At 57.3% G+C, this 20507-nt stretch carries 21 protein-coding genes and 1 pseudogene; 8 read left to right on the forward strand and 14 right to left on the reverse strand.

All coding sequences use genetic code 11. From position 1 onward, the window contains the following. Nucleotides 1-39: 39 nt before the first annotated feature. The 7 genes from BBI10_RS22510 to BBI10_RS22540 all read right to left on the reverse strand — a co-directional run bounded on the left by BBI10_RS22510 (nucleotide 40) and on the right by BBI10_RS22540 (nucleotide 4020). Nucleotides 40-381, reverse strand: coding sequence for a HopJ type III effector protein (locus tag BBI10_RS22510; RefSeq protein WP_065991855.1), 342 nt, complete (start codon nucleotides 379-381; stop codon nucleotides 40-42). Next, the gene (locus BBI10_RS22515) at nucleotides 374-670 is read right to left on the reverse strand and encodes a DUF1244 domain-containing protein (protein ID WP_065991857.1); all 297 of its coding nucleotides are present in this window, start codon (nucleotides 668-670) and stop codon (nucleotides 374-376) included. Before BBI10_RS22515 ends, BBI10_RS22510 begins: the two co-directional genes overlap by 8 nt. A gap of 89 nt (nucleotides 671-759) precedes the next feature. After that, on the reverse strand, nucleotides 760-1131 hold the full coding sequence (gene folX / locus BBI10_RS22520; RefSeq protein ID WP_065991860.1) for a dihydroneopterin triphosphate 2'-epimerase: 372 nt from the start codon (nucleotides 1129-1131) through the stop codon (nucleotides 760-762). 3 nt (nucleotides 1132-1134) lie between these two features. Further along, the gene (gene folE / locus BBI10_RS22525; protein ID WP_065991862.1) at nucleotides 1135-1695 is read right to left on the reverse strand and encodes a GTP cyclohydrolase I FolE; all 561 of its coding nucleotides are present in this window, start codon (nucleotides 1693-1695) and stop codon (nucleotides 1135-1137) included. 20 nt (nucleotides 1696-1715) lie between these two features. Continuing rightward, complete coding sequence (folM, locus tag BBI10_RS22530; protein ID WP_065991864.1) at nucleotides 1716-2426, reverse strand: dihydromonapterin reductase; 711 nt, start codon at nucleotides 2424-2426, stop codon at nucleotides 1716-1718. 231 nt (nucleotides 2427-2657) lie between these two features. Continuing rightward, a complete protein-coding gene (locus BBI10_RS22535) occupies nucleotides 2658-3227 on the reverse strand; it encodes an antibiotic biosynthesis monooxygenase (RefSeq protein ID WP_065991866.1) in 570 nt (189 codons plus the stop codon). Between the two features lie 187 nt (nucleotides 3228-3414). After that, a complete protein-coding gene (locus BBI10_RS22540) occupies nucleotides 3415-4020 on the reverse strand; it encodes a hypothetical protein (RefSeq protein ID WP_065991868.1) in 606 nt (201 codons plus the stop codon). Between the two features lie 48 nt (nucleotides 4021-4068). Between BBI10_RS22540 and BBI10_RS27385 the strand changes: the two genes are divergently transcribed. The 4 genes from BBI10_RS27385 (at nucleotide 4069) to BBI10_RS22555 (ending at nucleotide 6654) form a co-directional block, all read left to right on the forward strand. Then, on the forward strand, nucleotides 4069-4365 hold the full coding sequence (locus BBI10_RS27385; protein ID WP_141695250.1) for a hypothetical protein: 297 nt from the start codon (nucleotides 4069-4071) through the stop codon (nucleotides 4363-4365). Further along, complete coding sequence (locus BBI10_RS22545; protein ID WP_065991870.1) at nucleotides 4362-4817, forward strand: flavodoxin; 456 nt, start codon at nucleotides 4362-4364, stop codon at nucleotides 4815-4817. Before BBI10_RS27385 ends, BBI10_RS22545 begins: the two co-directional genes overlap by 4 nt. Before the next feature lie 219 nt (nucleotides 4818-5036). Continuing rightward, nucleotides 5037-5945, forward strand: a complete 909-nt coding sequence (locus BBI10_RS22550; RefSeq protein ID WP_065991873.1) for an SDR family oxidoreductase — start codon at nucleotides 5037-5039, stop codon at nucleotides 5943-5945. Nucleotides 5946-6129: 184 nt separating this feature from the next. Then, nucleotides 6130-6654 (forward strand): hypothetical protein, encoded by a 525-nt coding sequence (locus tag BBI10_RS22555; RefSeq protein WP_065991875.1) that lies wholly within the window; start codon nucleotides 6130-6132, stop codon nucleotides 6652-6654. 52 nt (nucleotides 6655-6706) lie between these two features. On the opposite strand, the gene BBI10_RS22560 is transcribed toward BBI10_RS22555, so the two are convergent. Beyond that, complete coding sequence (locus BBI10_RS22560) at nucleotides 6707-7105, reverse strand: hypothetical protein (protein WP_065991877.1); 399 nt, start codon at nucleotides 7103-7105, stop codon at nucleotides 6707-6709. A 579-nt stretch (nucleotides 7106-7684) separates the two neighbouring features. Here BBI10_RS22560 and BBI10_RS22570 point away from each other — a divergent pair. Further along, a complete protein-coding gene (locus BBI10_RS22570) occupies nucleotides 7685-11161 on the forward strand; it encodes a dermonecrotic toxin domain-containing protein (RefSeq protein WP_141695251.1) in 3477 nt (1158 codons plus the stop codon). Here the strand turns inward: BBI10_RS22570 and BBI10_RS27390 are convergent. Then, nucleotides 11162-11382 (reverse strand): annotated as a pseudogene (locus BBI10_RS27390) (hypothetical protein); the annotation flags it as partial. 383 nt (nucleotides 11383-11765) lie between these two features. On the opposite strand from BBI10_RS27390, the gene BBI10_RS22575 reads away from it, so the two are divergent. Then, nucleotides 11766-15242, forward strand: coding sequence for a dermonecrotic toxin domain-containing protein (locus tag BBI10_RS22575; protein ID WP_141695252.1), 3477 nt, complete (start codon nucleotides 11766-11768; stop codon nucleotides 15240-15242). On the opposite strand, the gene BBI10_RS22580 is transcribed toward BBI10_RS22575, so the two are convergent. Continuing rightward, complete coding sequence (locus BBI10_RS22580) at nucleotides 15239-16042, reverse strand: SirB1 family protein (protein ID WP_065991882.1); 804 nt, start codon at nucleotides 16040-16042, stop codon at nucleotides 15239-15241. The two genes, BBI10_RS22575 and BBI10_RS22580, sit on opposite strands and share 4 nt — an antisense overlap. 195 nt (nucleotides 16043-16237) lie before the next feature. Here BBI10_RS22580 and BBI10_RS22585 point away from each other — a divergent pair, with 195 nt between their 5' ends. Then, a complete protein-coding gene (locus BBI10_RS22585) occupies nucleotides 16238-17260 on the forward strand; it encodes a Glu/Leu/Phe/Val dehydrogenase family protein (protein ID WP_065991883.1) in 1023 nt (340 codons plus the stop codon). Nucleotides 17261-17315: 55 nt separating this feature from the next. Here the strand turns inward: BBI10_RS22585 and BBI10_RS22590 are convergent, their stop codons facing one another. Then, a complete protein-coding gene (locus BBI10_RS22590; RefSeq protein ID WP_065991884.1) occupies nucleotides 17316-17582 on the reverse strand; it encodes a YebG family protein in 267 nt (88 codons plus the stop codon). 448 nt (nucleotides 17583-18030) lie between these two features. Between BBI10_RS22590 and BBI10_RS22595 the strand changes: the two genes are divergently transcribed. Next, complete coding sequence (locus BBI10_RS22595) at nucleotides 18031-18450, forward strand: phosphate-starvation-inducible protein PsiE (RefSeq protein WP_410928410.1); 420 nt, start codon at nucleotides 18031-18033, stop codon at nucleotides 18448-18450. Between the two features lie 156 nt (nucleotides 18451-18606). Here the strand turns inward: BBI10_RS22595 and BBI10_RS22600 are convergent, their stop codons facing one another. The 3 genes from BBI10_RS22600 to BBI10_RS28770 are packed head-to-tail and all read right to left on the reverse strand — an operon-like array spanning nucleotide 18607 to nucleotide 20368. Beyond that, complete coding sequence (locus BBI10_RS22600; protein ID WP_065991887.1) at nucleotides 18607-18915, reverse strand: hypothetical protein; 309 nt, start codon at nucleotides 18913-18915, stop codon at nucleotides 18607-18609. Between the two features lie 8 nt (nucleotides 18916-18923). Then, nucleotides 18924-20000, reverse strand: coding sequence for a DUF6861 domain-containing protein (locus BBI10_RS22605; RefSeq protein WP_432213767.1), 1077 nt, complete (start codon nucleotides 19998-20000; stop codon nucleotides 18924-18926). Continuing rightward, the gene (locus BBI10_RS28770) at nucleotides 19970-20368 is read right to left on the reverse strand and encodes a DUF6861 domain-containing protein (RefSeq protein WP_432213768.1); all 399 of its coding nucleotides are present in this window, start codon (nucleotides 20366-20368) and stop codon (nucleotides 19970-19972) included. The genes BBI10_RS22605 and BBI10_RS28770 overlap by 31 nt, the downstream gene beginning before the upstream one ends. Between the last annotated feature and the right edge of the window lie 139 nt (nucleotides 20369-20507).

Below are 20507 nucleotides of genomic sequence, written 5' to 3' on the forward strand. Positions count from 1 at the left end.
TATGTCGGGCAAACGGCCCCATCAGCGTCGAGCGCGCGGTCAGGCCTTGGGCTTGAGCGGCTCGGCCGAGAACTTCACACCGGCCAGCCCGTTGGCAATCAGCGCGCGGATGTTGCCGTGGTCCGAACCGTCCGGTGTATCGAGCACAGAACGGTAGTGCTCGCCAAAAGCCAGAAGTGCTTCTTCATCGCTCAGGCCTTCCAGCAGCGCCAGGCCGAGGGTCTTGCACGAACCTTCGTTCTGGCCAGCGGCGTTTTCCACCGGGCCGTTGCTGAACGCCTGAGGCTGATAGTCGTAATGCGCGGCGATGAAGGCCAGGGTGTCTGCGAACAGATGATTGCCGCTGGCGAGGCTGGCGCGCAGGCCGGGCAGGTCAGTCATGCTTGGGTTCCTTGGCGAACGCAGCTTGCTGCTCGGTGCTGGCTTCTTTCTGGTACGTGGATTTCCACTCGCTGTACGGCATGCCGTAAACCACTTCGCGGGCGTCATCGAGCGTGATGTCGATGTGCTTCTCGTCGGCCTCGGCCTTGTACCACTTGGACAGACAGTTGCGACAGAAACCGGCGAGGTTCATCAGGTCGATGTTCTGCACGTCCTTGCGGCTGTCCAGGTGCGCAACCAGACGGCGGAAAGCGGCGGCTTCGAGTTCAAGACGTTGTTGCTCGGTCATGGTGTGCTCTGTGGGAAGTAAAGATGGGCGGATGATAAGAGTGGCAGGCAGGCCGGGCAAGCGTGGGCCTTCACCGGCGAGCGAAGGACTCAGCGGGCTGCCGCCAGAGTGATCGACACCGACTCGGCGAAACGCAGCGCGTGGGGCTTGTCCACTTCGACTTCGGCGTATTGCACCGCCTCATGGGTCATCACCAGGTCGAGCACTTCCTGGGTCAGGCGCTCAAGCAGTGCAAAGCGGTTGCTTTCCACGTGCTGGATGATGGCCTTGGTGATGGTCCGGTAGTTCAGCGCGTGATCAATGTCGTTGTCGCGCACCGCTTCCTGCGCCGCGTACAGGATCGTCAGGTTGATCAGCACGTCCTGCTTGTTGAGAATTTCGGCTTCGTTGATGCCGATAAACGTACGCAGGCACAGGTCTTTGACCCTGATGCGTGCGGTGCCGGGTTCGAGTCTTGCCATGGACTACTTGCTCCGTCCGATCAATTGCAGAAATTCCATGCGGGTCGTGGTCGACTCGCGGAAGGCGCCGAGCATCACCGAGGTGTTCATGGTCGAGTTCTGTTTTTCAACGCCGCGCATCATCATGCACATGTGCTGAGCCTCGATCACCACGGCCACGCCTGCGGCCTTGGTCACGTCCTGAATCGCATCGGCGATCTGCCGAGTGAGGTTTTCCTGAATCTGCAGGCGCCGCGCGAACATATCGACGATGCGCGCGATTTTCGACAGGCCAAGGACTTTCCCGGTGGGGATATACGCGACGTGGGCCTTGCCAATGAAGGGCAGCAGGTGATGCTCGCACAGCGAATACAGTTCGATGTCTTTGACGATCACCATCTCGTCGCTCGCGGAGGCAAACAACGCGCCGTTGACGATCCTTTCCAGTGTCTGCTCGTAGCCATGACACAGGTACTGCATGGCTTTGGCCGCGCGCTTGGGCGTATCCAGCAGGCCTTCTCGTTCAGGATCTTCACCCAGTCCGACGAGGATTTCACGGTAATGCTGTGGCAGTGACAGGGTCATCAATGGTTCCTCGGGGCGGCTTACTTGACGTGCCGTCCGCCGTTTACGGTCAGAGTGGTGCCGGTGACGTAGGGGTTATCCAGCAGATAGCGCAGGCTCTGGTAAATCACCTCGGCGCCGGGTTCGATCCCCAGTGCCGATTTTTCCAGCGTGCGCGCGCGGTATGCCGCATCGTCGTCGGGTTGAAACATCAGCATGGCCGGGGCAATGCCGTTGACCTTGATATGGGGCGCGTATCGGGCTGCGAAGGACAGGGTCAGATTTTCCAGCCCCGCCTTGCTGGCACTGTAAGCGATGTGCTTGCTGCTGCCCTTGCGGGTAACATCGTCGCTGATGTGAATAATGTCGGCCGTCTCCGAGCGCCGCAACAGCTCGGCGCAGTGCAGATTGATGAGATAAGGCGTCAGCATGTGGACGTTGAACATTTGCATGAAAACATCCGCCTCGTCCCCCGGCGTTTCGGCCAGCCAGTCGGACGCGTTGTGCACGATGGCCCTCAGGCTGTCGGTCTGCTCTTTGAGCCGGGCGATGAAGTCCAGCACGCTCGTCTCCGACGAAAAATCAGCCTGAAGTATCACCGCGCCCAGCGCCTTCAAGCGTTGCACGCCCGGCCGCTCACTGCGGTAGGTGATGATCACCGGCTGGCCTTCCGCCAACAGACGCTCGGCGCAATGCAGGCCGACGCGCTGGCTGGCGCCAGTGATCAAGACAGGGGCAGGGGAGCAGGCCATGGTCGTCACGCATTCATCAACGGGGGAGAGAGGTCGGGCGAGTCGGTGCTGAATGGCGAACAGTGGATGCTCGCGTGCACCATCGAAAACGACCGTGGGGCAAAGTTACCCCAACGGTCGGTTCTTGTACAACACCGACAGGGCTGTACATGTTTTTGAAGCGGCGCCACGCCGGGCAACTGCATCGCAGGTCGGCGGCGTCCAGATCGGGAAAGCGTTTGTCGCTGAGCGCTAGCGGGTAGATGCCGGCTCTGTTCCGCTGACCTGAGCAGGCACGTTGCTGTGCAGCCACCCCGCCAGAAGATGGGTCGAGAGCGGAATGAACCAGAACACCATCAGCGGCGTGAGGATCAACGTGCTGATCATGATGCGCGGGAACAGCTCCAGCTGACCGAGCAGTGGCCCCAGCACGAAGTTGAAGATCAGCGACACCGGAAAGAACGCCAGCCAGATGGCAACGGCTTGCTTCCAGCGCGGCGGACGCTGACCAGCGGCGCCGAACCAGCCGTCGATGCCGCTCACCCGGTGAACAGAATTCTTGGCAAACAATCCACTGCCGCGCACCAACCAGGAGCGTCGGGAGGCAGAATGCTCCCAAGCGTGCATGGTAGCTTCATCGGCGAAGCGGAAAATAATCTGGAATTCGTCATCCCCGGGCGGAGGAGCGAGCACACCTGACCCTAGATAGCCGGGGAAGTCTGTAGCGAGTTGTTCGCCTTCATGCAGCCAGGCAATCAGTTCCTGATAGCGGCCATGGGCGACGCGACGGGCAACCATCAGCGTGACGGGTGAGGTAGACATTGTGTATCTCCGATAAACAAGTGAACTTCCCGGGTAGGGAAATCACATGACAGGTCGCCGGGGTGGTGGCGATGCGTCAGCTTCACTGGGAAAAGCAAGCAAGGATTATTCCTGAAACCTGCGATAAAGCCAGAGGTGTTGGTCGGACGGAAGAGGGTGCCGGGAGGGATCGCCTGATCAGGCAATCCTAGAGGTGCATCGAGGGGTGAATCTTGCGGTGTTCCTGAAGGATGTACTGACGCAGACGTTCAGTGTCTTCTTTACTGTTCTGGCTCAACCGATACGCCGCAAGACCATGATGGTTCAGGCGTTCGAAGTTGCCACGCAGGGCGATGGGCGCATAGCCCTGAGGCGTGAACCACGCGGCGAATGACTTCGGCGGTTTGGTCTGCTTGCGCATCTCCAGCAGGATGCCTTTGAACGAGATTTCATGAACCCAGAGTGCGGTGAGCGAGCCCTTTGCGGTCTCCAGCGGAATCGGCTCAGGCAGGATCAGACGCCATGGGCGAATGCGCGGGCCTTCCTCGAAGATGCTTGGCGCACCCAGCTCCAGATGCAGCGCGTGAAACTCGTCTTCGACCAGATGCAGCGGGAAGGTCATTTGCTGATTATCGAACTGGGCCTGAATCGTGACTTGCTCATGGGCAGCGAGACGGGTCAGCAGATCTTGAATCTGCACGCCGCCGTTAACCACCAGACTGCTGGATTTGTCTCGCAAATTCAGCGTGGGGTTGTGCTGCATGTTCTGGATGAACTCCAGTTCATCCGGCGTGAGGATATTGTCGCGCTGCATGGCCAAGCTCGAATAACCGGTTATTGAGAGAGCAGACAGATGGTTCGCATGTTGGTTGCGACCGTTCGTCAGTTGCAGGATGTTACTCCTTCAGGATTTTCATCTCCAGCCGAGCGTGTGCCCGTTGATCATTTAACTCGAGGCTTTTCCACTCGGCGTGCCGTGGATCTGCGGCGACGATCTGAACGTGAACTGCTTGAGAGTATAGGACAGGGGATGACCGACATCGTTGAAAACCATTTGCATCAGCGGTGCTCTGATCACCTGGCGCTCCTATCAGGCATCATCGCGCCGCGCTGGGGCATAATGCCGCACGATTTTACCCGTCACAGGATTAACCCATGAAAGTCGCGATTATTGCGGGCTCGGTGTATGGCTCGGCTGAAGAGGTCGCCCGCCACGCCCAACAGATCATCAAGGATGCAGGGCACGAGGTGCTGTTCAATCCGCGCGCTGCCCTTGTCGATCTGCAGGCCTTTGCACCCCAGGCTCTGCTGGCAGTGAGCTCCACCACCGGAATGGGCGAGCTGCCGGACAACATTCAGCCGCTCTATCACCAGATCCGTGATGTACTGCCTGCTGGATGGCGCGGGCTGCCTGGCGGCGTCATCGCCCTGGGCGACGCGAGTTATGGCGACACGTTTTGTGCAGGCGGCGAGTTGATGCGCGAGCTGTTCGGCGAACTGGGGATCCGCGAGGTGCAGGAAATGCTGCGACTCGATGCCAGCGAAACCGTGACCCCGGAAAGCGATGCCGAGCCGTGGCTGGCGGAGTTCATTGGCCGGCTTGATAGCTGAATAGCTGAATGGCGCGCCCATGCCCCGTCTCTGCCGAGGCATGACAGAGCCATCCCCCGGCGTTATCGACCACCATTCAGCGTGTCCCCTGTTGATTGTGACCCGGCGCCGAGTCGTTGACACTCGACGACCATCACGCCCGCGTCTGCTGCCCTTCATGGCTCCTGATGAGTCAGGGGCCGTGGGCGCAGAGCCGGCTTCATCATCGGGGAGAGCAGCATGAGCGAGTCCGTACGTTTCGAAGACAAAGTGGTAATCGTCACCGGTGCGGGCGGCGGGTTGGGAAGAGCCCACGCATTGTTGTTCGCGAAACACGGCGCGCGGGTGATCGTCAACGACCTCGGCGGTTCGGCCCATGGCGAAGGGGCCAATGCCTCGGCGGCGGATCGGGTGGTCGCGGAAATCCGTGAAGCGGGCGGCGAAGCGGTTGCCAATCATGATTCGGTCACCGACGGCGACAAGATCGTCCAGAACGCTCTGGATGCCTTCGGCCGCGTCGACGTCGTGGTCAACAACGCCGGCATTCTGCGCGACAAAAGCTTCGCCAAAATGGAAGACGCCGACTGGGATCTGGTTTACCGCGTCCACGTCGAAGGCGCCTACAAAGTCACCCGCGCAGCCTGGCCCCATCTCCGGGATCAGGGCTACGGCCGCATCATCTTCACCTCGTCCACTTCCGGCATTTACGGCAACTTCGGTCAGGCCAACTACGGCATGGCCAAGCTCGGCCTATATGGTTTGACGCGCACGCTCGCGGTTGAAGGGCGCAAGAACAACATCCTCGTCAACGCCATCGCCCCCACCGGCGGCACACGCATGACCGAAGGCCTGATCCCCGCCAGCGTGTTCGAGCTGCTCAAGCCTGAACTGGTCAGCCCACTCGTGGTGTACCTGGGCAGCGAGCAGTGTCAGGACAGCGCCGGCCTGTATGAAGTAGGCGGCGGCTGGATCGGCAAGGTCCGCTGGGAGCGCAGCCTGGGCGCCGGATTCGACCCGCACGCAGGCTTTTCGCCGGAAGACGTCGCGGCGCAATGGCAAACCATCAGTGACTTCAGCGATGCGGTGCATCCGGCTGACAACGTCGAAGCGCTCAAGGAAATGATGGCCAATCTGCAGAGATTTGCCTAATCAGGCTTTGATCAATAAGCGGCCAGTTCGGCGATCGAACTGGCCGTTTTTGTAGGAAGGTTATTTGCCGCGACGTAGGAACGGTCTCTGAATGAGGCAATGATTCCGTCTTCACTTTTTCAGCCTAAACCCCGCCCCCAGTCGCCCGACATGCCTGAGGATCAACCGATTTTCAGGAGGTTTTATGATTGGCAATTTGAGTAAGGTGCAAGAGCGGCTGAGGGTATACAGCGCTGTCCCGGACAAGCAATTTAACGTGCGCTCCGGCCTCAACCCTCAAGAGGAAGCGGTGAAGCAGAAAGTACGTCAGTACTGGGCGGACAAGAGCATTCCTGATGTTAAAAAGCTGGAGGGCTTGAACATCAATCTGGCTGGATTTGATCCGCGTAAGACCAGTAACCGGCAGTTGAGGGATATCGGCGCTCTACTGGCCGAGCAAGGAATTATTGATGGAGACCTTATTGGCACTATGGGCGGCATCAATGTCGAGTTCGATGCGCTGGGAAAAGAAATCAATATCGACAAGGAGGTCAATGCGTACGAATTTTTTACCGACCACTTCGTTCGACTGCAGGGCGCTATCAAGCAAGGCAATGAGATGGCGAAAGGCGCCGTGGTGGATTTGAACACTGCGGTTTCTGTGCTGATGGCGCTGGAGGAGCATGCTAAGCGACCTCGCGAGCGTTCATTGGTGAATATTCGCGCCTGAGGATATGAGTTCGGGCTTGGGGCACCACTAGAGTGCCCCAAGCTTTCAGCTGTTACATGGGGACGACGTAACTCCCTGAGTAACTGGTCGGCACAGGACTTTGTACGTTGTCGATTACCAGTCGAAATGTGCCAGCGCCGAACAAGCCTGACGGGTCGTACGTTTTACCAGTCACCGAAGACCAACTGCCAGCTTGAAGCTGTTGGACGAACACAGGGACTTGTCCTGAAGCGCCGGTCACATTGAAGTGATGGGAAGTTGTCCCGCATGTGACCGTGTACGGACCATAGATCACCTGTTGCTCACCTGGGTTTACGGTGCCGGCCGGTATAGCGCCCGAAATTTTCGTGCAGAAATTCATCGTGCTTGCAATAGGTTGCGCTGCAGTTACACCAGCAAGCGACGCCAGGCTTGCCGCCAGGATCAGTGAAGTCATTTTTTTCTTGAACATGTTAGAGCTCCATTAGCCATTTATTGTTGGGTATCGTCGCGCGGTGTCTCCACCTCGCCGATGACTAATGTTTAAACAGAACGTTGCGTAGGAATGTCGCTAGATATGCTGTGGGATTTTTCTGAGCTTTGTTTTTGAGCGGAAGGATGGACCCTCAAGCATAAAAGGCTTCCGGAAATCGTTACTGACCCCAAAGCAAAAAAAAGCCGCTGCAATCGCAGCGGCCAAATAAGACGTTGAATCCAGGAGCTTCAAAACACAACGTCGGTGACGACGATTGAGCTCCCCCTTCCTTTGCCACGGTTGGCAGAGGGTGAGGGACTGCTCGGATGGCGCGAAGGTTAAGGGGTTTGCTGTAAGCGAAAAAGCGCAGTTTGTGACAAGCAGTGTTACCGCCGCAGCAACAGTAGGACGGCACCACAAAAAGGCGCTGTTCAACTTTATTTCCTGCACAACGGGTCGGCGCCTGTCGCTCATCTCAATCAATAGTTATTCCATCGTTCTGCGACTCAGCGGGTTAGATGACAGCTCATTTGGACTGTTCACGTTTTTCACACTTTGGCTGGATGCCTGGGTGGCGTGGATGGTTATCCTGGAGCTGTAAAGATGACTCATCGTTCTGTTGAAAACAGTGCCCGCCAGAATGCGGGCTCCCTGCTCGATCATGCAAAAAGCGAAGGCGAGCTGTCGGCGTCGATCGTCGAGCAACTGCGCCAAGCCCCCACCTTGCAGGAGGCAGCGAGGCAGATGCTGGTCGACGCCCTTGCTCGAAGCACCCGGTTTCCAAACCCTGACGCGCTGTTCATTCACAGGAAAAACACGGCCGGGTTCGATCCGCAGCCGCTTGCGCTGACTCAGGCGCTGCTGCACGCCTTTATCGGGGACCGCGCGTACCTCGACGATAAACAGGCCGTGGTGTCCACCCGTCGAGATTCTGCTCATCCTGCTCACGCCTTGCCGGGCTGGGACATCGAAGCCATCAGGACGCTGTTTCCGAGCCTGCTGAGCAAGCTGCCGGGTTTCTTCAAGTTCAGTCTCGACGAGTACTGGACCTTCGAGGAGCAGACCTTCACGCCCATTCCCGGCGAGGACGCTGTGACGGGTACGCGCGATGTTGTGCTGGAGAAGCTGCAGTCCTGGGTTTTCCACCATGCCATCCAGTTGGCCGTCGGCGAACGTGAGCTGGACGGGGCGGACCGGACTCGGCTGCGACAGGTGGTTGACGATGTTGATTGCAAAGGTCGTTATGCCGTGTCGTTGCGCACATCGGAAGGCGCTGCGCTTCCGCTGATCGGCGCTTTTGTGGCAACCGCTGAAAATACCGACAGCTCGTCCCTGGCTGCCGATGGAAACAGCTCACCCGTGTTCCTCATGACCCCGGCGGGCGGGGTGGAAAAGTTCGCCACGCTTGGGGCGATGGAGGCGTCTCTGTATCACCGCCTTGGCGAAGAGGACTCACGCGAACTCTTGGCGGGTTACCTCTCGCTCGAACACCAGTTGCTGATCGCCGAGGCCGCCCCGGGCTCGGTGCAGCTGAGTTACTCGCTGCTGAACGATACGCCCGCTGCGCGCTTTATCGCGAGCTTGCAAGAGAAGCAGATCAACGACTTCGATCACCTCAGTGCCCAGGCATCGCTGAGCGGTGGCGACTCGCAGGCACTGCTGCGGATGTTCGACGACGTCAGCCGCCTGGATGATCTGGAGCAGGCCCTGAATGTTCGCTATCTGGCTCTGCTGGCATTCGTGCAGGAGCGCAGCCTGCCGGATTGGCTCACGTCCGCCCCTGCTGCTGACCGTCAGCGCTATGACGCGCTCGCGCAAGAGCAGGCGCGTTGTGAGGAGGGTGTGCAGGCGCAACTGGTTGGCACCGAAACGGCTGAAATCTATGCGCGTCGAGAAATCGCCGCCTACCTCATGAAGCACTTGGGCTATACGTTCGATCCTTCCAGCCTGAGGATCAATCTACCGGATGAAATGTCCTTCTCTGATGAGCCGCTGAGAACCGTTTACACGAATACATTGCTTGGCTTTGCCCTCGAAGGCATGCCCGAGGTCGAGCTTCGCCTGGGGCCGAGTATTGAGATTGACCCCGCGTACTCCCATCTGCGCCTGAATTTCGATTTTGTCTGCCGTTTGGTGCGAGACCTCGATTTGAAGCGGCGCTACGGGCTCGAGTTGGAGCGCCGCTACCGCGAGCAGGACACCCTGAAAGCCCTGAGTGCCTTGCGCGCGAGCGATATCGCATTGAGTGCCTGCGCGGCAACGCTTCAAGGGCATCTGTCGGAACGCGGCCAGGCGCTGATTGAGCGCGTGCAGGCCAATCTAGGCAGAGACAGCACGTTGAAAATCGGAGCCTTGTACCTCAAGGGCGGCAACCGGAGGCTCGAGGATGTGGTTGTTCTGCGTGAGATCCGCGGCAAGGATGAATTCTATGTGCTTTATGCGCCCGGCCACCCGAGCGGCCGCGATCTGTTCGATTTCTCCACCTGGCGTGAATTGTCGTTTGAAATCCGCAGTTGGCTGGCGACCCCACAGGGCGCGCAGTACTTGCTGGATCAAACGGTCGTCAACCCGGATCATCACGTCGTCCCTTATATCGCGAGAGTTCAGTTGGTGCCCTCGGAGTGGACTGCCGACAGCGTGCAGTTCATCTCCATCAATGGCTCCTTCCTTACGGATGCACTGTCGGGCCTGAGTTATTACAAGATCGAGCAAATTCTGGCGCGGGATCCGAGTGTGTCCAGTGCGCGGATGCAGCACGTTACCGATCAGCAGCGGACCGCGCAGGTGTTGCTGGACCACCGGATTGAGGCACTGAATGCCGCTTACGACAAATTCGGCATCACGCCTTGGCGTGAAGCGGCCAGGCGTGAATGCGAACGCTTGATCACTGCGCACTTGAGGGCCTCCGGCATACCGGGAAGTATCGACCCGGATACCGTGTTCTGCGATCTGGAGAACGCAACGGCTGAGGGCCAGCCCGATTTTGGCCGCTATACCACGCTCAAGTGCCTGACAGATCTGTTCATGGTGGGTTACTCGGAGGAAGAGTACGCCTTTCACCCCGCCGCCACGTTGCACTCATCCATCGGCCAGGACCTTTCCGCACTTTCCGGCGCAATCGTTGACAGCATGATCCGCGGCTCAAATTACGCGGATGAGTACCTGACGCAGCTGCGCCGACATACCTGGAGCATTTCCAATTCCCCGCCCAAGACGATCGTCGCCTTGTTCTCCCGCAAGACTCATTACCAGATGCGCCGTGACGCGCTGGACGAATATGTCGCCGGGCGCCTTGCGCTCGATCAGTACAACTGGCTCGTACGGATGATTGCAGGGCTGGATGGCAGCATTGTCGGGAATACGGTGGAGACTCCGGGAACGTTTCATCGATTGGTGATGGAGCACAAGACACTTGTCGATATCTACCTCTTCAAACCGGACGCCACCCACGCCCGCTTTGGGACGCTGGCCTACACGCCTGACGCGCCTGATGGTCATCTGTTTCGTCAGGAGGACGACATTGTTCGCTCGATGTCGCGCCCTGGCATGAACCGGTATTACTACGACCGCGCGAACTTCAGGGCTCAGGGCACCATCGGCCCATTGCTGCAAAAACTTGAACAGTCGCCCATGGTGGGGAACACGTTCTACAAGGTCGCTCACTCAGTGCCGTCGGTCAGGAACTTCGAAGATCTGCACGACTTCATCGTGACCCACTTGATGGTGGACATTGATGCTCAGACCGAGAGTGTCAATGAGCGGCGCTTGCTCAAGACGTACAACTTTGTTCGCAAATACGGCGGCTATGTTGCAAATCTGAACCCGAAAACCAAAGCGGTGTGGACAGCCCTGCACGCGACGGTCGATCTGTTTCGGGGCATTTACGCCTACCAGGACGGCAACCATGAACGCGCGAAACGCTACTTCATCGATGCTGCGAAGGGCGCCTACAAAACCGCCAAGCAAGTCCGCAAGATCCGTAAGGCGGAGAAATTGAAGCGCCTGGGCAAGACGTCAAAGCCGTCGTCGGTTGGGCTGCCGCAGTTCCGATGATCAATGCAGCGCACCCATTCCGGGGAGCTGAACCAGACATTGAGTGAGCCGCACCCGTTGAACCGGGTCAGCACTCAACATCAACGCATGCTCCAGGTCGAAACGTTCGGCCTGGGGCAGTCCAGATGCTGGTACAGGCTGGCACGGGCGAGGTAATCGCTGGTGCTGGTCTGGCCCAGTTCTATCACTCGATTGGCGCTCTTGACTGAGGCAAGCCCGTCAGCAGTCGCAGCAGCGCAAACCAAACGTTGATTCAGGCGCTAACAATACAGCGTTGAGTGACTGCTTCAGCCATTAAGAAAAATCAGTCATTCATCAGACTTCAAACCCTCAACTTTGAATGCGCCCATCGATGTTTTCGGGGGCCGCAGACGGCTGGATTTCCGCTTTGCACTCTGACATCGCAACAGTAGGAGAAGACTCCAGTCAGTCGAATACGGTGTTCATTTCCTGCGAACTGCGTCCTTCCAGCCTGATTAGCCAAGCAATATGTACCGCTTACCAAGCTGAGCAAACGTCAGAAAATAGCCCGGTCGAACCGCTTACGTTGTACCCATTGGCCGGATGCCGGTGGGCGTGACGGTTCTTTATCGGAGCTGTATCCATGAATGATTTATCTGCTGCAATTCCCTTCAATAACCAAGGTGCGCTTCAGCAGCACGCCACCACCCGGCACTTTCTCGCCTTTACCACGGCGTGCTCGCAATGCACCTCGGTACTGGACAAGCTCCCCTCGCTTCGTGATGTCGCTTTTGACCGCCTTTCAAGCTTTCTGCGCGGGAATGTATCAGTGTGGAACCCGGACATTATTTTTCTGAACACCGCGTCCGCGTCCGGAGCGGTGCAAAGTTCGCGTTCACTTACTGATGCCCTGATTCAGGCGATGACGCAAGGGGCTAGCGCCTTCGATCAAGATTCCCAACGCCTGTATTACCGCCACGACAGCACCGAGGTGCAGCACCTGGTGGCAGAAAAAGATTTCTCCACGATCAAAAGTATTTTTGGCCAAGTGCTGGCGATGTTTCCCGGGGCTTATCACGCGGCGCTTGGCTGGGCATGGGACAGCCGTGAGCATTCCCCGGCGGGCGGCAATAGTGCGGCGCGCCACGAAATCGTCAGTGCGCATCATCATTCGGCGCTCAAGCACGACATTGAGTTTCAGGTTATTGAGCAGCGACTCAACGACGAGGAAAAAAAACGCCTGCTGCATGCATTGAGTCACCAACCCACTGGCGGGCTTTTCAAGATATCCCTGCGTCTGTCGCGCGAAATGACAGCACCGCTGCTCTCGGTCTTCGCGGTCGCGCGGGATGAACAGGCGGTCGATGTCCGCCACGCCTCCGGACCCTGTTATCTGGTCATGGCCGCAGGCGGAGTTGAGCGGTATGAGTCTTTTTCTGAGCTCAACAGCCAGCTGGCTCGGCGACTGTCCTGGCCATCGGGTAAGGAGCCGTTGCTGAAAAACCTTTATTTATCGGATCTTGCGGGATTGCCCGAAAATCACGTTTTCGGCAACGACGATCTTGAATACGAGCCTTGTATCGAGCCACTGCTGCACTGCCATGTTCAGGGACTTCGTAACAAGCAGGCCATGGACTTCGAGTTTCTGGTGCAACAGGCCAGAGCGAACAGCGAGGGCAATCACACCTTTTTGAAAAAAGTCAGTGAAGTGCAGGTGTGTGCTCATATTGATGAAGGGATGGGGCACCGATTCAGGAGCCTTTCCATTCGTGCCGAGGATCTCACTCAGCCTCAATGGCTTAAATACGCGGCCCCCGAGAAGCGCGAGCACTATGCGAACCTCAATAACCAATTCAGCGAACGCAATCGTGCAGTTGATGCGCTGTTTGAGGGGCTGGAATCGTTGGAAGTATTTGCCCGTCATGAGATTGATCGCTATGTGCGCAGGCATCTGGGCTATTCGATCGACGCGCAGCAAATAATGATCAGCGTGCCGGATGAGTTTGACCTTCAGGGCGGCACTTTTTCGGCGAACCACCGCAAGTCGCTGCTTGATTTCGCGATGCATGGCCTGCCGGCAGTTTCAGGTCCCGGCAAGGTGATCGTCCCTGCTGCGTATTCAAATCCTGCGTTTACATTCGAGTTTGTGAAAACAATGCTTGATGAGCTGGATGTGCAGCGCCGTTACCTGCAGCAGCTCAGGGCGCAGTTTACCCATGAGGAGACCTTGCGAGCCCTGACCCACAGGCGAGACGCCGCGTTGGCGCTGAGTGCTTGGGCTGCTGTGCTGCAAGGCCATCTGATGGACGACCGAAGCCAGGACCTCATCCATCTGGTGCGCGCCGACATTATTCAAGACGGTGCAGTGATGACGCTGGGCAGCCTGAAACTGGCTGTCAACGGCATGCGCTTCAAAGATCTGCTGGTGTTCCGTAAGCAGGATGCGGCAGGCGACGATCATTACGTTCTTTACGCACCCGGTGCGCCAGGCGGCCAGGATATGTTCGGGTTCAGCTCGTGGCGCCAGTTGTCCTTTGAAGTCGGCAGCTGGCTGGCGACCGATGCGGGCGGCAATTATGTGCAAGACCAGACGGCTTTAACCGCCGAGGCTGACCATTCCGATTTTCTGGAAAAAGTTCGTCTCAAGGGCACGTTGTGGGGTGAGTCCAGTATCGTTTTCCATGAGCTGGAAGGGGACAACTTCGAAGATCGTCTCTCAGATGCAATTCGTCATAAGGTCGACCGGACGCTGACTCGGGATGATGCTGATTTGTTGGGGTTCACCATGGAAACTGCTTATGCGAACCGTGGCGCCCTTGCATTGCTTGATCATCGGGTCAGCGAACTGAACAAGGCGTTTGTGCACACAACGCAGGCGATGGTGTCTTTCGAGCAATTCGCCAGGAGCGAAGGCAGCAAGCTGCTCAATGATTACATTGCCAGCCAAGGCATCAACGAGCGCGTCGATACCGATACGATCTTCGTGGATCTGGAGAACGCTGCGTACGTCGCGAATCCGGACTTCAGTGCGTACACGGGGCTGAGGTCCTTGACCAGCCTGTTCATGGAAGGGTTTTCCGACCAGTACGCTTTTACTCCTGCGGCGCCGATGTACTCCTCGGTAGGGCAGGACCTCAGGGCGCTGCCCTTGTACTTCGTCCAACGAGTGGACAAATCGTTGCGGGAAGCGGCGTTGGGTGAGCGTTACATCCAGTGGATCAGGAGAGAGTTCCTGGACACCTCTCACGAGCAGTATCGCTATCGCAGGGCTTTATTTGGCAGGCGTCTGCAGTTCGATATGCGCTCAGCTGCGATGCGAGAATTTTTGAAAGGCAATTTATCCACTGCGCAATATCAATGGTTGGTGCCATTGATTGTTTCGCTGGATAAGCAGGTGCTCGACAAAAACGAGGGGCTGCAACGCCGTATCAGCCGCAGCAGCGCTTCAATGTTCCGCTTTGCCGGTTACATTGTTCAAGGCGTTTATATGCTCCGGGATTTCAGCTCCTCGGATGGCGACTTCAATCTGTTATATACCCCTGATGCTCCCGATGGCGTCAGCTTCCGAAAGGTGACCGACTACGTGCAACTTATGCGCTCGCCTGCCATGCGCCACTATTACTACCTTCGTGTTCCCTACAAAGGACAGCCGAGTGTGGGGTCTCGTTTCGACGCCATGGACCGCAATCTCCCGGTGCAGTGGGTCCGCGTTGAAAACAGGGAGCACCAGAATACCGATCGAATCACTGACATCCATGAACTTTACAACGAACAAATCAGTCGCATCATTGCCGATGTCGATGCTCAGACCAAAAGCCGGACGAAGCGCTGGCTCGAGAAGGTTTATTCGGTTGTAAGGTTACTCGGCTCCGTGCTGCTGATGCCGTTTCCCGGTGGAGCGCTTGCATGGACAGTGCTTCACACCGCCATCGATATACAACGAGGCTTGCTCGCCTATCACGACGGAGACCGCGCGACCGCGTCCTGGTTTTTTGGATCTGCTGTCTTTGGATCAATACTGGGAGGCACCGGCGTCAAGACAGTCCTGACTCATGATAAGGCACTGGTCATCAAAGTCGGTCAGTGGGCGGTAAAAAAACTGGCAGCCCAGACCGTTTAATGGATGGCGCGCCCACTCGGCAGAGACTGCAGACGCTGCGTCAGGCGCAACTTCTGCAACGGGTCATCACTCAACATCAACGCATGCTCCAGGTCGAAACGTTCGGCCTGGGGGCAGTCCAGATGCTGGTACAGGCTGGCACGGGCGAGGTAATCGCTGGTGCTGGCCTGGCCCAGTTCCATCACGCGGGTTGCGTCTTTAAGTGCCGCGAGCAAATCATCGTTTAACTGATGCAGATAGCGCAGGTTTCGCGAGAGGCGTTGAAGCATGGCTGCAGGCGTCGCGGTTTTCATGTGCTCAGCCTTGAGCGGCATGTCCGCGCCGAACTGACGCAGGAGCAACTCACGGCAGTCCTTGGGGTAGAGCCTGCGTCCGCCGCATGGGTCCAGGGTATGGTCGGCGCTGGGCACCCGCAGCAGAAAATGCCCCGGGAAGTTCACGCCTTCGAGGGGAATCTCCAGTCGCTTCGCTATTTCCAGCGCAACCAGCGCCAGCCCCAGCGGCTGGCCGCGATGACGTTCAAGCACTTTGTGAATCAAGGCAGCCTGGGGTTTGGGCTGAGCGGCATCGTCTTGCTGGAACCCCAGCGTCGCCAGTTGCCGAAGCAAGGGCTGGGCAAGCTCGGCGACCGGCAATAAAGGTAATGCCGCACTGACACTGCGCTCCAGCGCGGCGAGCTGATCGCGAATAACCTTAACATCAACTTCCCCGTCGTGCTCCGCAGCGATCCATACCGCAGCGTCGAATGTGGAGGGCGGGTTCCGTTCTAGACAGGCAATGCATTGCTGGCGCGGATTCATCGACTTCTCCGGCAGGATAAGACGGCTGAGAAGAACTAAAGGATGACTCTGTTTTAGCCTTGGCCGCTGCCTTCGTCCAGCGTTGATTCATCGCGCGTGGCCAACAGCAGTCCGTCGTCCGGATCCGCTCGGCCCGACCTTCTTTTTTTCATTCAGCGCCTATACTCGCCAGTACGAAAAAGGGGAGCAGTGCCCATGTTCGCTCTCATGCAAAGCTCACGCGTGCAATCACTGCACATGATGGTTGAGCCGCGCACCGGCCTGAAAGCGGTGATCGCGATCCACAGCAGCCAGAAAGGTCCGGCGATGGGGGGCTGTCGCTACCTCTCCTACCCAAACGAAGAGAGCGCCATCGAGGACGCCATCCAGCTGGCAAGGAACATGAGCTACAAAGCCGTGCTCGCCGGATTGTCATTGGGCGGTGGAACGGCCGTGATCATGCGCCCGGCCCACGTGCCTGATCGCGCTGCCCTGTTCGAGGCGTTCGGACGGTTCGTGCAGACCCTTGACGGACGTTATGTCACGGCCATGGACAGTGGCACTTCCAGAGAGGACATGGACTGCATAGCCCAATCCACTCAGCATGTCACCGGCACCACGGCGGTCGGCGACTCTTCTGCGCACACCGCATTGGGTTTGTACGCGGGGATTCGGACCACGGCCATGGCCAGGCTGGGCAGCGATAACCTTGAAGGTTTGCGCGTGGCCATTCAGGGATTGGGGCATGTGGGTTATGCGCTCGCGGAACAGCTCCATGGGGCGGGCGCCGAGTTGTTGGTCGCAGATCTGGACAGCGGCAAGGTGCAACTCGCCATGGAGCAATTGGGCGCCAAGCCGATTGCCAGCGAAGCGTTGCTCAGCACGCCTTGCGACATCCTTGCGCCGTGCGGGCTGGGCGGCGTACTCAACAGCCACAGTGTCACCAAGTTGCGCTGCGCCGCCGTCGCGGGTGGCGCCAATAACCAGCTGAGCTGTGCCGCGATCGCCGACCAACTGGAAGCCCGCGGCATTCTGTATGCCCCGGATTACGTGATCAATTCCGGTGGCCTGATCTATGTCGCACTGCATCATCAGGGGCAAAGCCCGGGCAACATCACCGCGCATCTGTCTCAGATCGGCACGCGGCTGACCGAGGTGTTCGCCCATGCGCAAGCTGAAAAGCGCTCACCCGCGCGGGTGGCGGATGAGCTGGCAGAACGGCTGCTGGACATGGAGTGAATCGCCTTCGTGGCAAATCTGCCTCAACTGGCTGAAGCCAAAGTCGCTGGGCTGATTACTCAGCCTGCTCCGCCGCGGGTGCCAGCTCGTTGAGGGCAAGGGCGTTGCTCTTGAAAGCGGCAGCGAAGACGGCGCGGTTCTTCGCCATGAAAATACTCGCGTCTTCAGCGTGTTTTTCGGAGAGCCCGGCGACGTTCTTCATCAGCACATCGGTGAGCAGCTCTGCCAGTTCCAGCATCTGATCATGGGCATCGGCGAGTTTGCGGTCCACGAACGTAGTCTCCAAATCACGGGTACTGCGGTAAAGGGTTTCAACAGCCATTGTTGGCCTCGTCGTCATTTCCAGAGTTGTAAGGGATCAGCCCGGGCGCTCAACGCTTCGGCCGACGGATGATGCAAAGACAGCGTGCTCCGTCTTTTTACTGTGTATTTATACAGTGCGCAGCATAGGTGAATCGCCTCGGCTTGGGTAGGGGGTGAGCGCTCACTTTTTTTACCAGGCGCAGCCTTGCGACATCTGGTCACGTTCTCAACCTTAGCCGATGGCCCTATTAATGCTTGCCTACAACCAGGCTGCGCACGGGCAAATCGTCATGCGCGCGGCGCATCATCCCGTCCGGATCACCCAAGGAAGTACATCGTGAACATCAACGCGGCCAACGCCCTGCGTCGACAGATCCACCGCTGCGCTCAATCGCAGCGCTCGTTATGAACACTTTTGTTTTGGTCAGGGGAGGTGAGGGATGGCTGGTGTGAGATGGGCAGATCGAATGCGGGCGAAGCTTCACGGCGGCGCCAACAGCCTGGGTAATCTGGCCGTTGAAGCGTTTCACTATCTGGCGCTGTTCGGTATTGGGGCGGTCACCGCATACGCCGCTATAAAAGCGTTCATCGGCATGCTCGGGCAGGACTACATCGCGGTGGACGATATTCTGCTGTTGTTCATCTACCTCGAACTGGGCGCGATGGTCGGCATCTATTTCAAGACCAACCACATGCCGCTGCGCTTCTTGCTCTACATCGGGGTGACCGCTTTGATTCGCTTGCTGATCAGCGACGTGTCGCATCACAAAGCGCCGGATTTGGGGATTATTTATGTGTGCGGCGGCGTGCTGTTGCTGGCCTTCTCGATTTTGGTGGTGAGGTATTCCTCGTCGAGGTATCCGTCGGTGCAGGAGAAAGTGGAGTAGGGATGGGATGAGTCCTTATTGTTTAGGACTCATCTACCGTTTGCCCGGCATAGGTCTTGGCTTTTGGTATGTATGCGGTTAGCAGCCAACGCCGAGAAGTCACGGTACGTTTCCGCAGCGTTCATATCGGTCCACGATTGCCCGGATATAGCTCTTTTACATTCTTGCCTTTTTAGCAATTTCTTCTACCATTTTGAGCATGTCACGGCCTTCGATAAGTTCTATATAGAAATTGCTATACGCTCCAGAGAGATCACGATATTTTCGGAGGTTTGATTCATCCATAATTCGATGACCTGGTATGTCTCGTGCTTCGACCTGGGTATTAATCTCACCTCGCTCGGCGGCCGATATTAAAGGCTCCATATGCTCATACAACGCGAGTGCTGCCGGTTCCTTTTCTTTATACCGTTCTAATTGCTTGCGTAACTCGATTGCGGTCTGTTTCAGCGCTAGTATGTCCATACTGATTCCTAATTGTCGATTTCGCCAATGAGCTTTGCTGCGGACCATTCTTGCCGATTAGGCACTAAATATTGTGCCGCCCCGCCTGTTCTGGTGATTCTCCCGCCGAATTCCACTGTCGGTGCAACCGTGCTCTTGAAAACTTCGGTGGGCTGCAGTGGCGTAATTTCAAACACGTGATATCTAGCATTTTCACTCGTAACCGGTAAGCCGAGTGCATCCGCTAGAGTTTTATCGGATTTAGCCGCCGCTTGCAATTCTTCCATTGTGGTGAAGAATGGTGAGTAGGCAGAGACGCTTTCTTCTGTCACAGGTACGATTTTCACAAGCGGTGTTGTAATGCTGGTGGTGACCGGTACGGTACTTCCTGAGGCTACATGACTGATGGCTCTTTCCAAAATATCTGGAAATGGTAACTCAGGGTCTGCCTTTGCGATTTTAGCTATATATTTTTGTCCGTCAACGCTTTGCAGATAATCACGGACCTGCTGGTTACTTAAGCCCTTTGGCTCAAGTGTCTTCACAGAGTTTCGTTTATGCTCGACTGACACGAACTCTGGGTCTTGCTTGGCGTAAAAGTCACGCATTTTACTTTCCCGCGCCAGCTGCTCGACTGAAGTGACCCCCCTGATCTGTAATTCAGGATGTCCCAAAAGGTTCTCTTCGTTTTTTGTGAGCCATTCAACGATTGGTTTGCTGGAAACATCTGCTCGTAGCTTGGCACTCCTCGTCGCGATACTTTCCAAGCTGTTGAATACACCCGCTCTCATCTCCCCACGGGTCAGATAGGTGACAATCGCCATGAGCAACAGCAGCACCAACTGCTCTTGCCCTTGGGCCAGCAGCCGAGCTGCGCGCTCTATGCGGTCTTGGATCATCGCAGCGGAACCGCCAGTGGGGTCAAGGCCTGGATCTTTCAAGCCGTCTTCAGCTTGCCACGCAGTGCATAGCCCTTCGTATATCGTCGATAGGCATGGCCCGATACCTGCCGAGAAATAACCAGCGATTGCATATAACCCAAGCGCTGCCATGATCAAGTTTCCGACCTGCAACCCTACACTTGCGCCGATTGCCGCACCGGGCAAGGCTCAGCACCTAAAGCAAGTGAGCCGGCTGCGCCACCCATCGCAGCTCCCATCATTACGCTGCCGCCCACGATCATCACAACTTCCTGCAACAGCTTAATCAACTCCGGCAGAATTTCCTCAATATTGATCGACGCCCATTTGCGCCGAATGTTCATCTGCATGATGGGGGAGGATAAGTCCAGCGCGTGGCGAACATTATCGATCCTATGCCCACTCACGTATCCGTAGGCTTGAGTTGCGCCGTTACTGATGCGGCGGGTGAAGCCGTTCCAGCCGTCATCAACGCCCTGATTCAGCTCACTGAATTTTTGGTCGAGGTTTCGCTCGATGTCGCCCCAGCCAGGTAAATTAGCGAAAAAATCCATTTAGCGGTTAGGTCTCCATTGTTGGGCGGCATTTACGCCCAGATGGTGGCCCGACAGGACCACGGCATGCCGCTAATTTAGGACTACAGCCGCAAGAAGACAACTGAGAGTGGATTCTATCCTTCGCCATTAGCGCTAC

Source organism: Pseudomonas graminis (assembly GCF_001705435.1).
In the GTDB taxonomy this organism is placed as follows: Bacteria; Pseudomonadota; Gammaproteobacteria; order Pseudomonadales; family Pseudomonadaceae; genus Aquipseudomonas; species Aquipseudomonas graminis_B.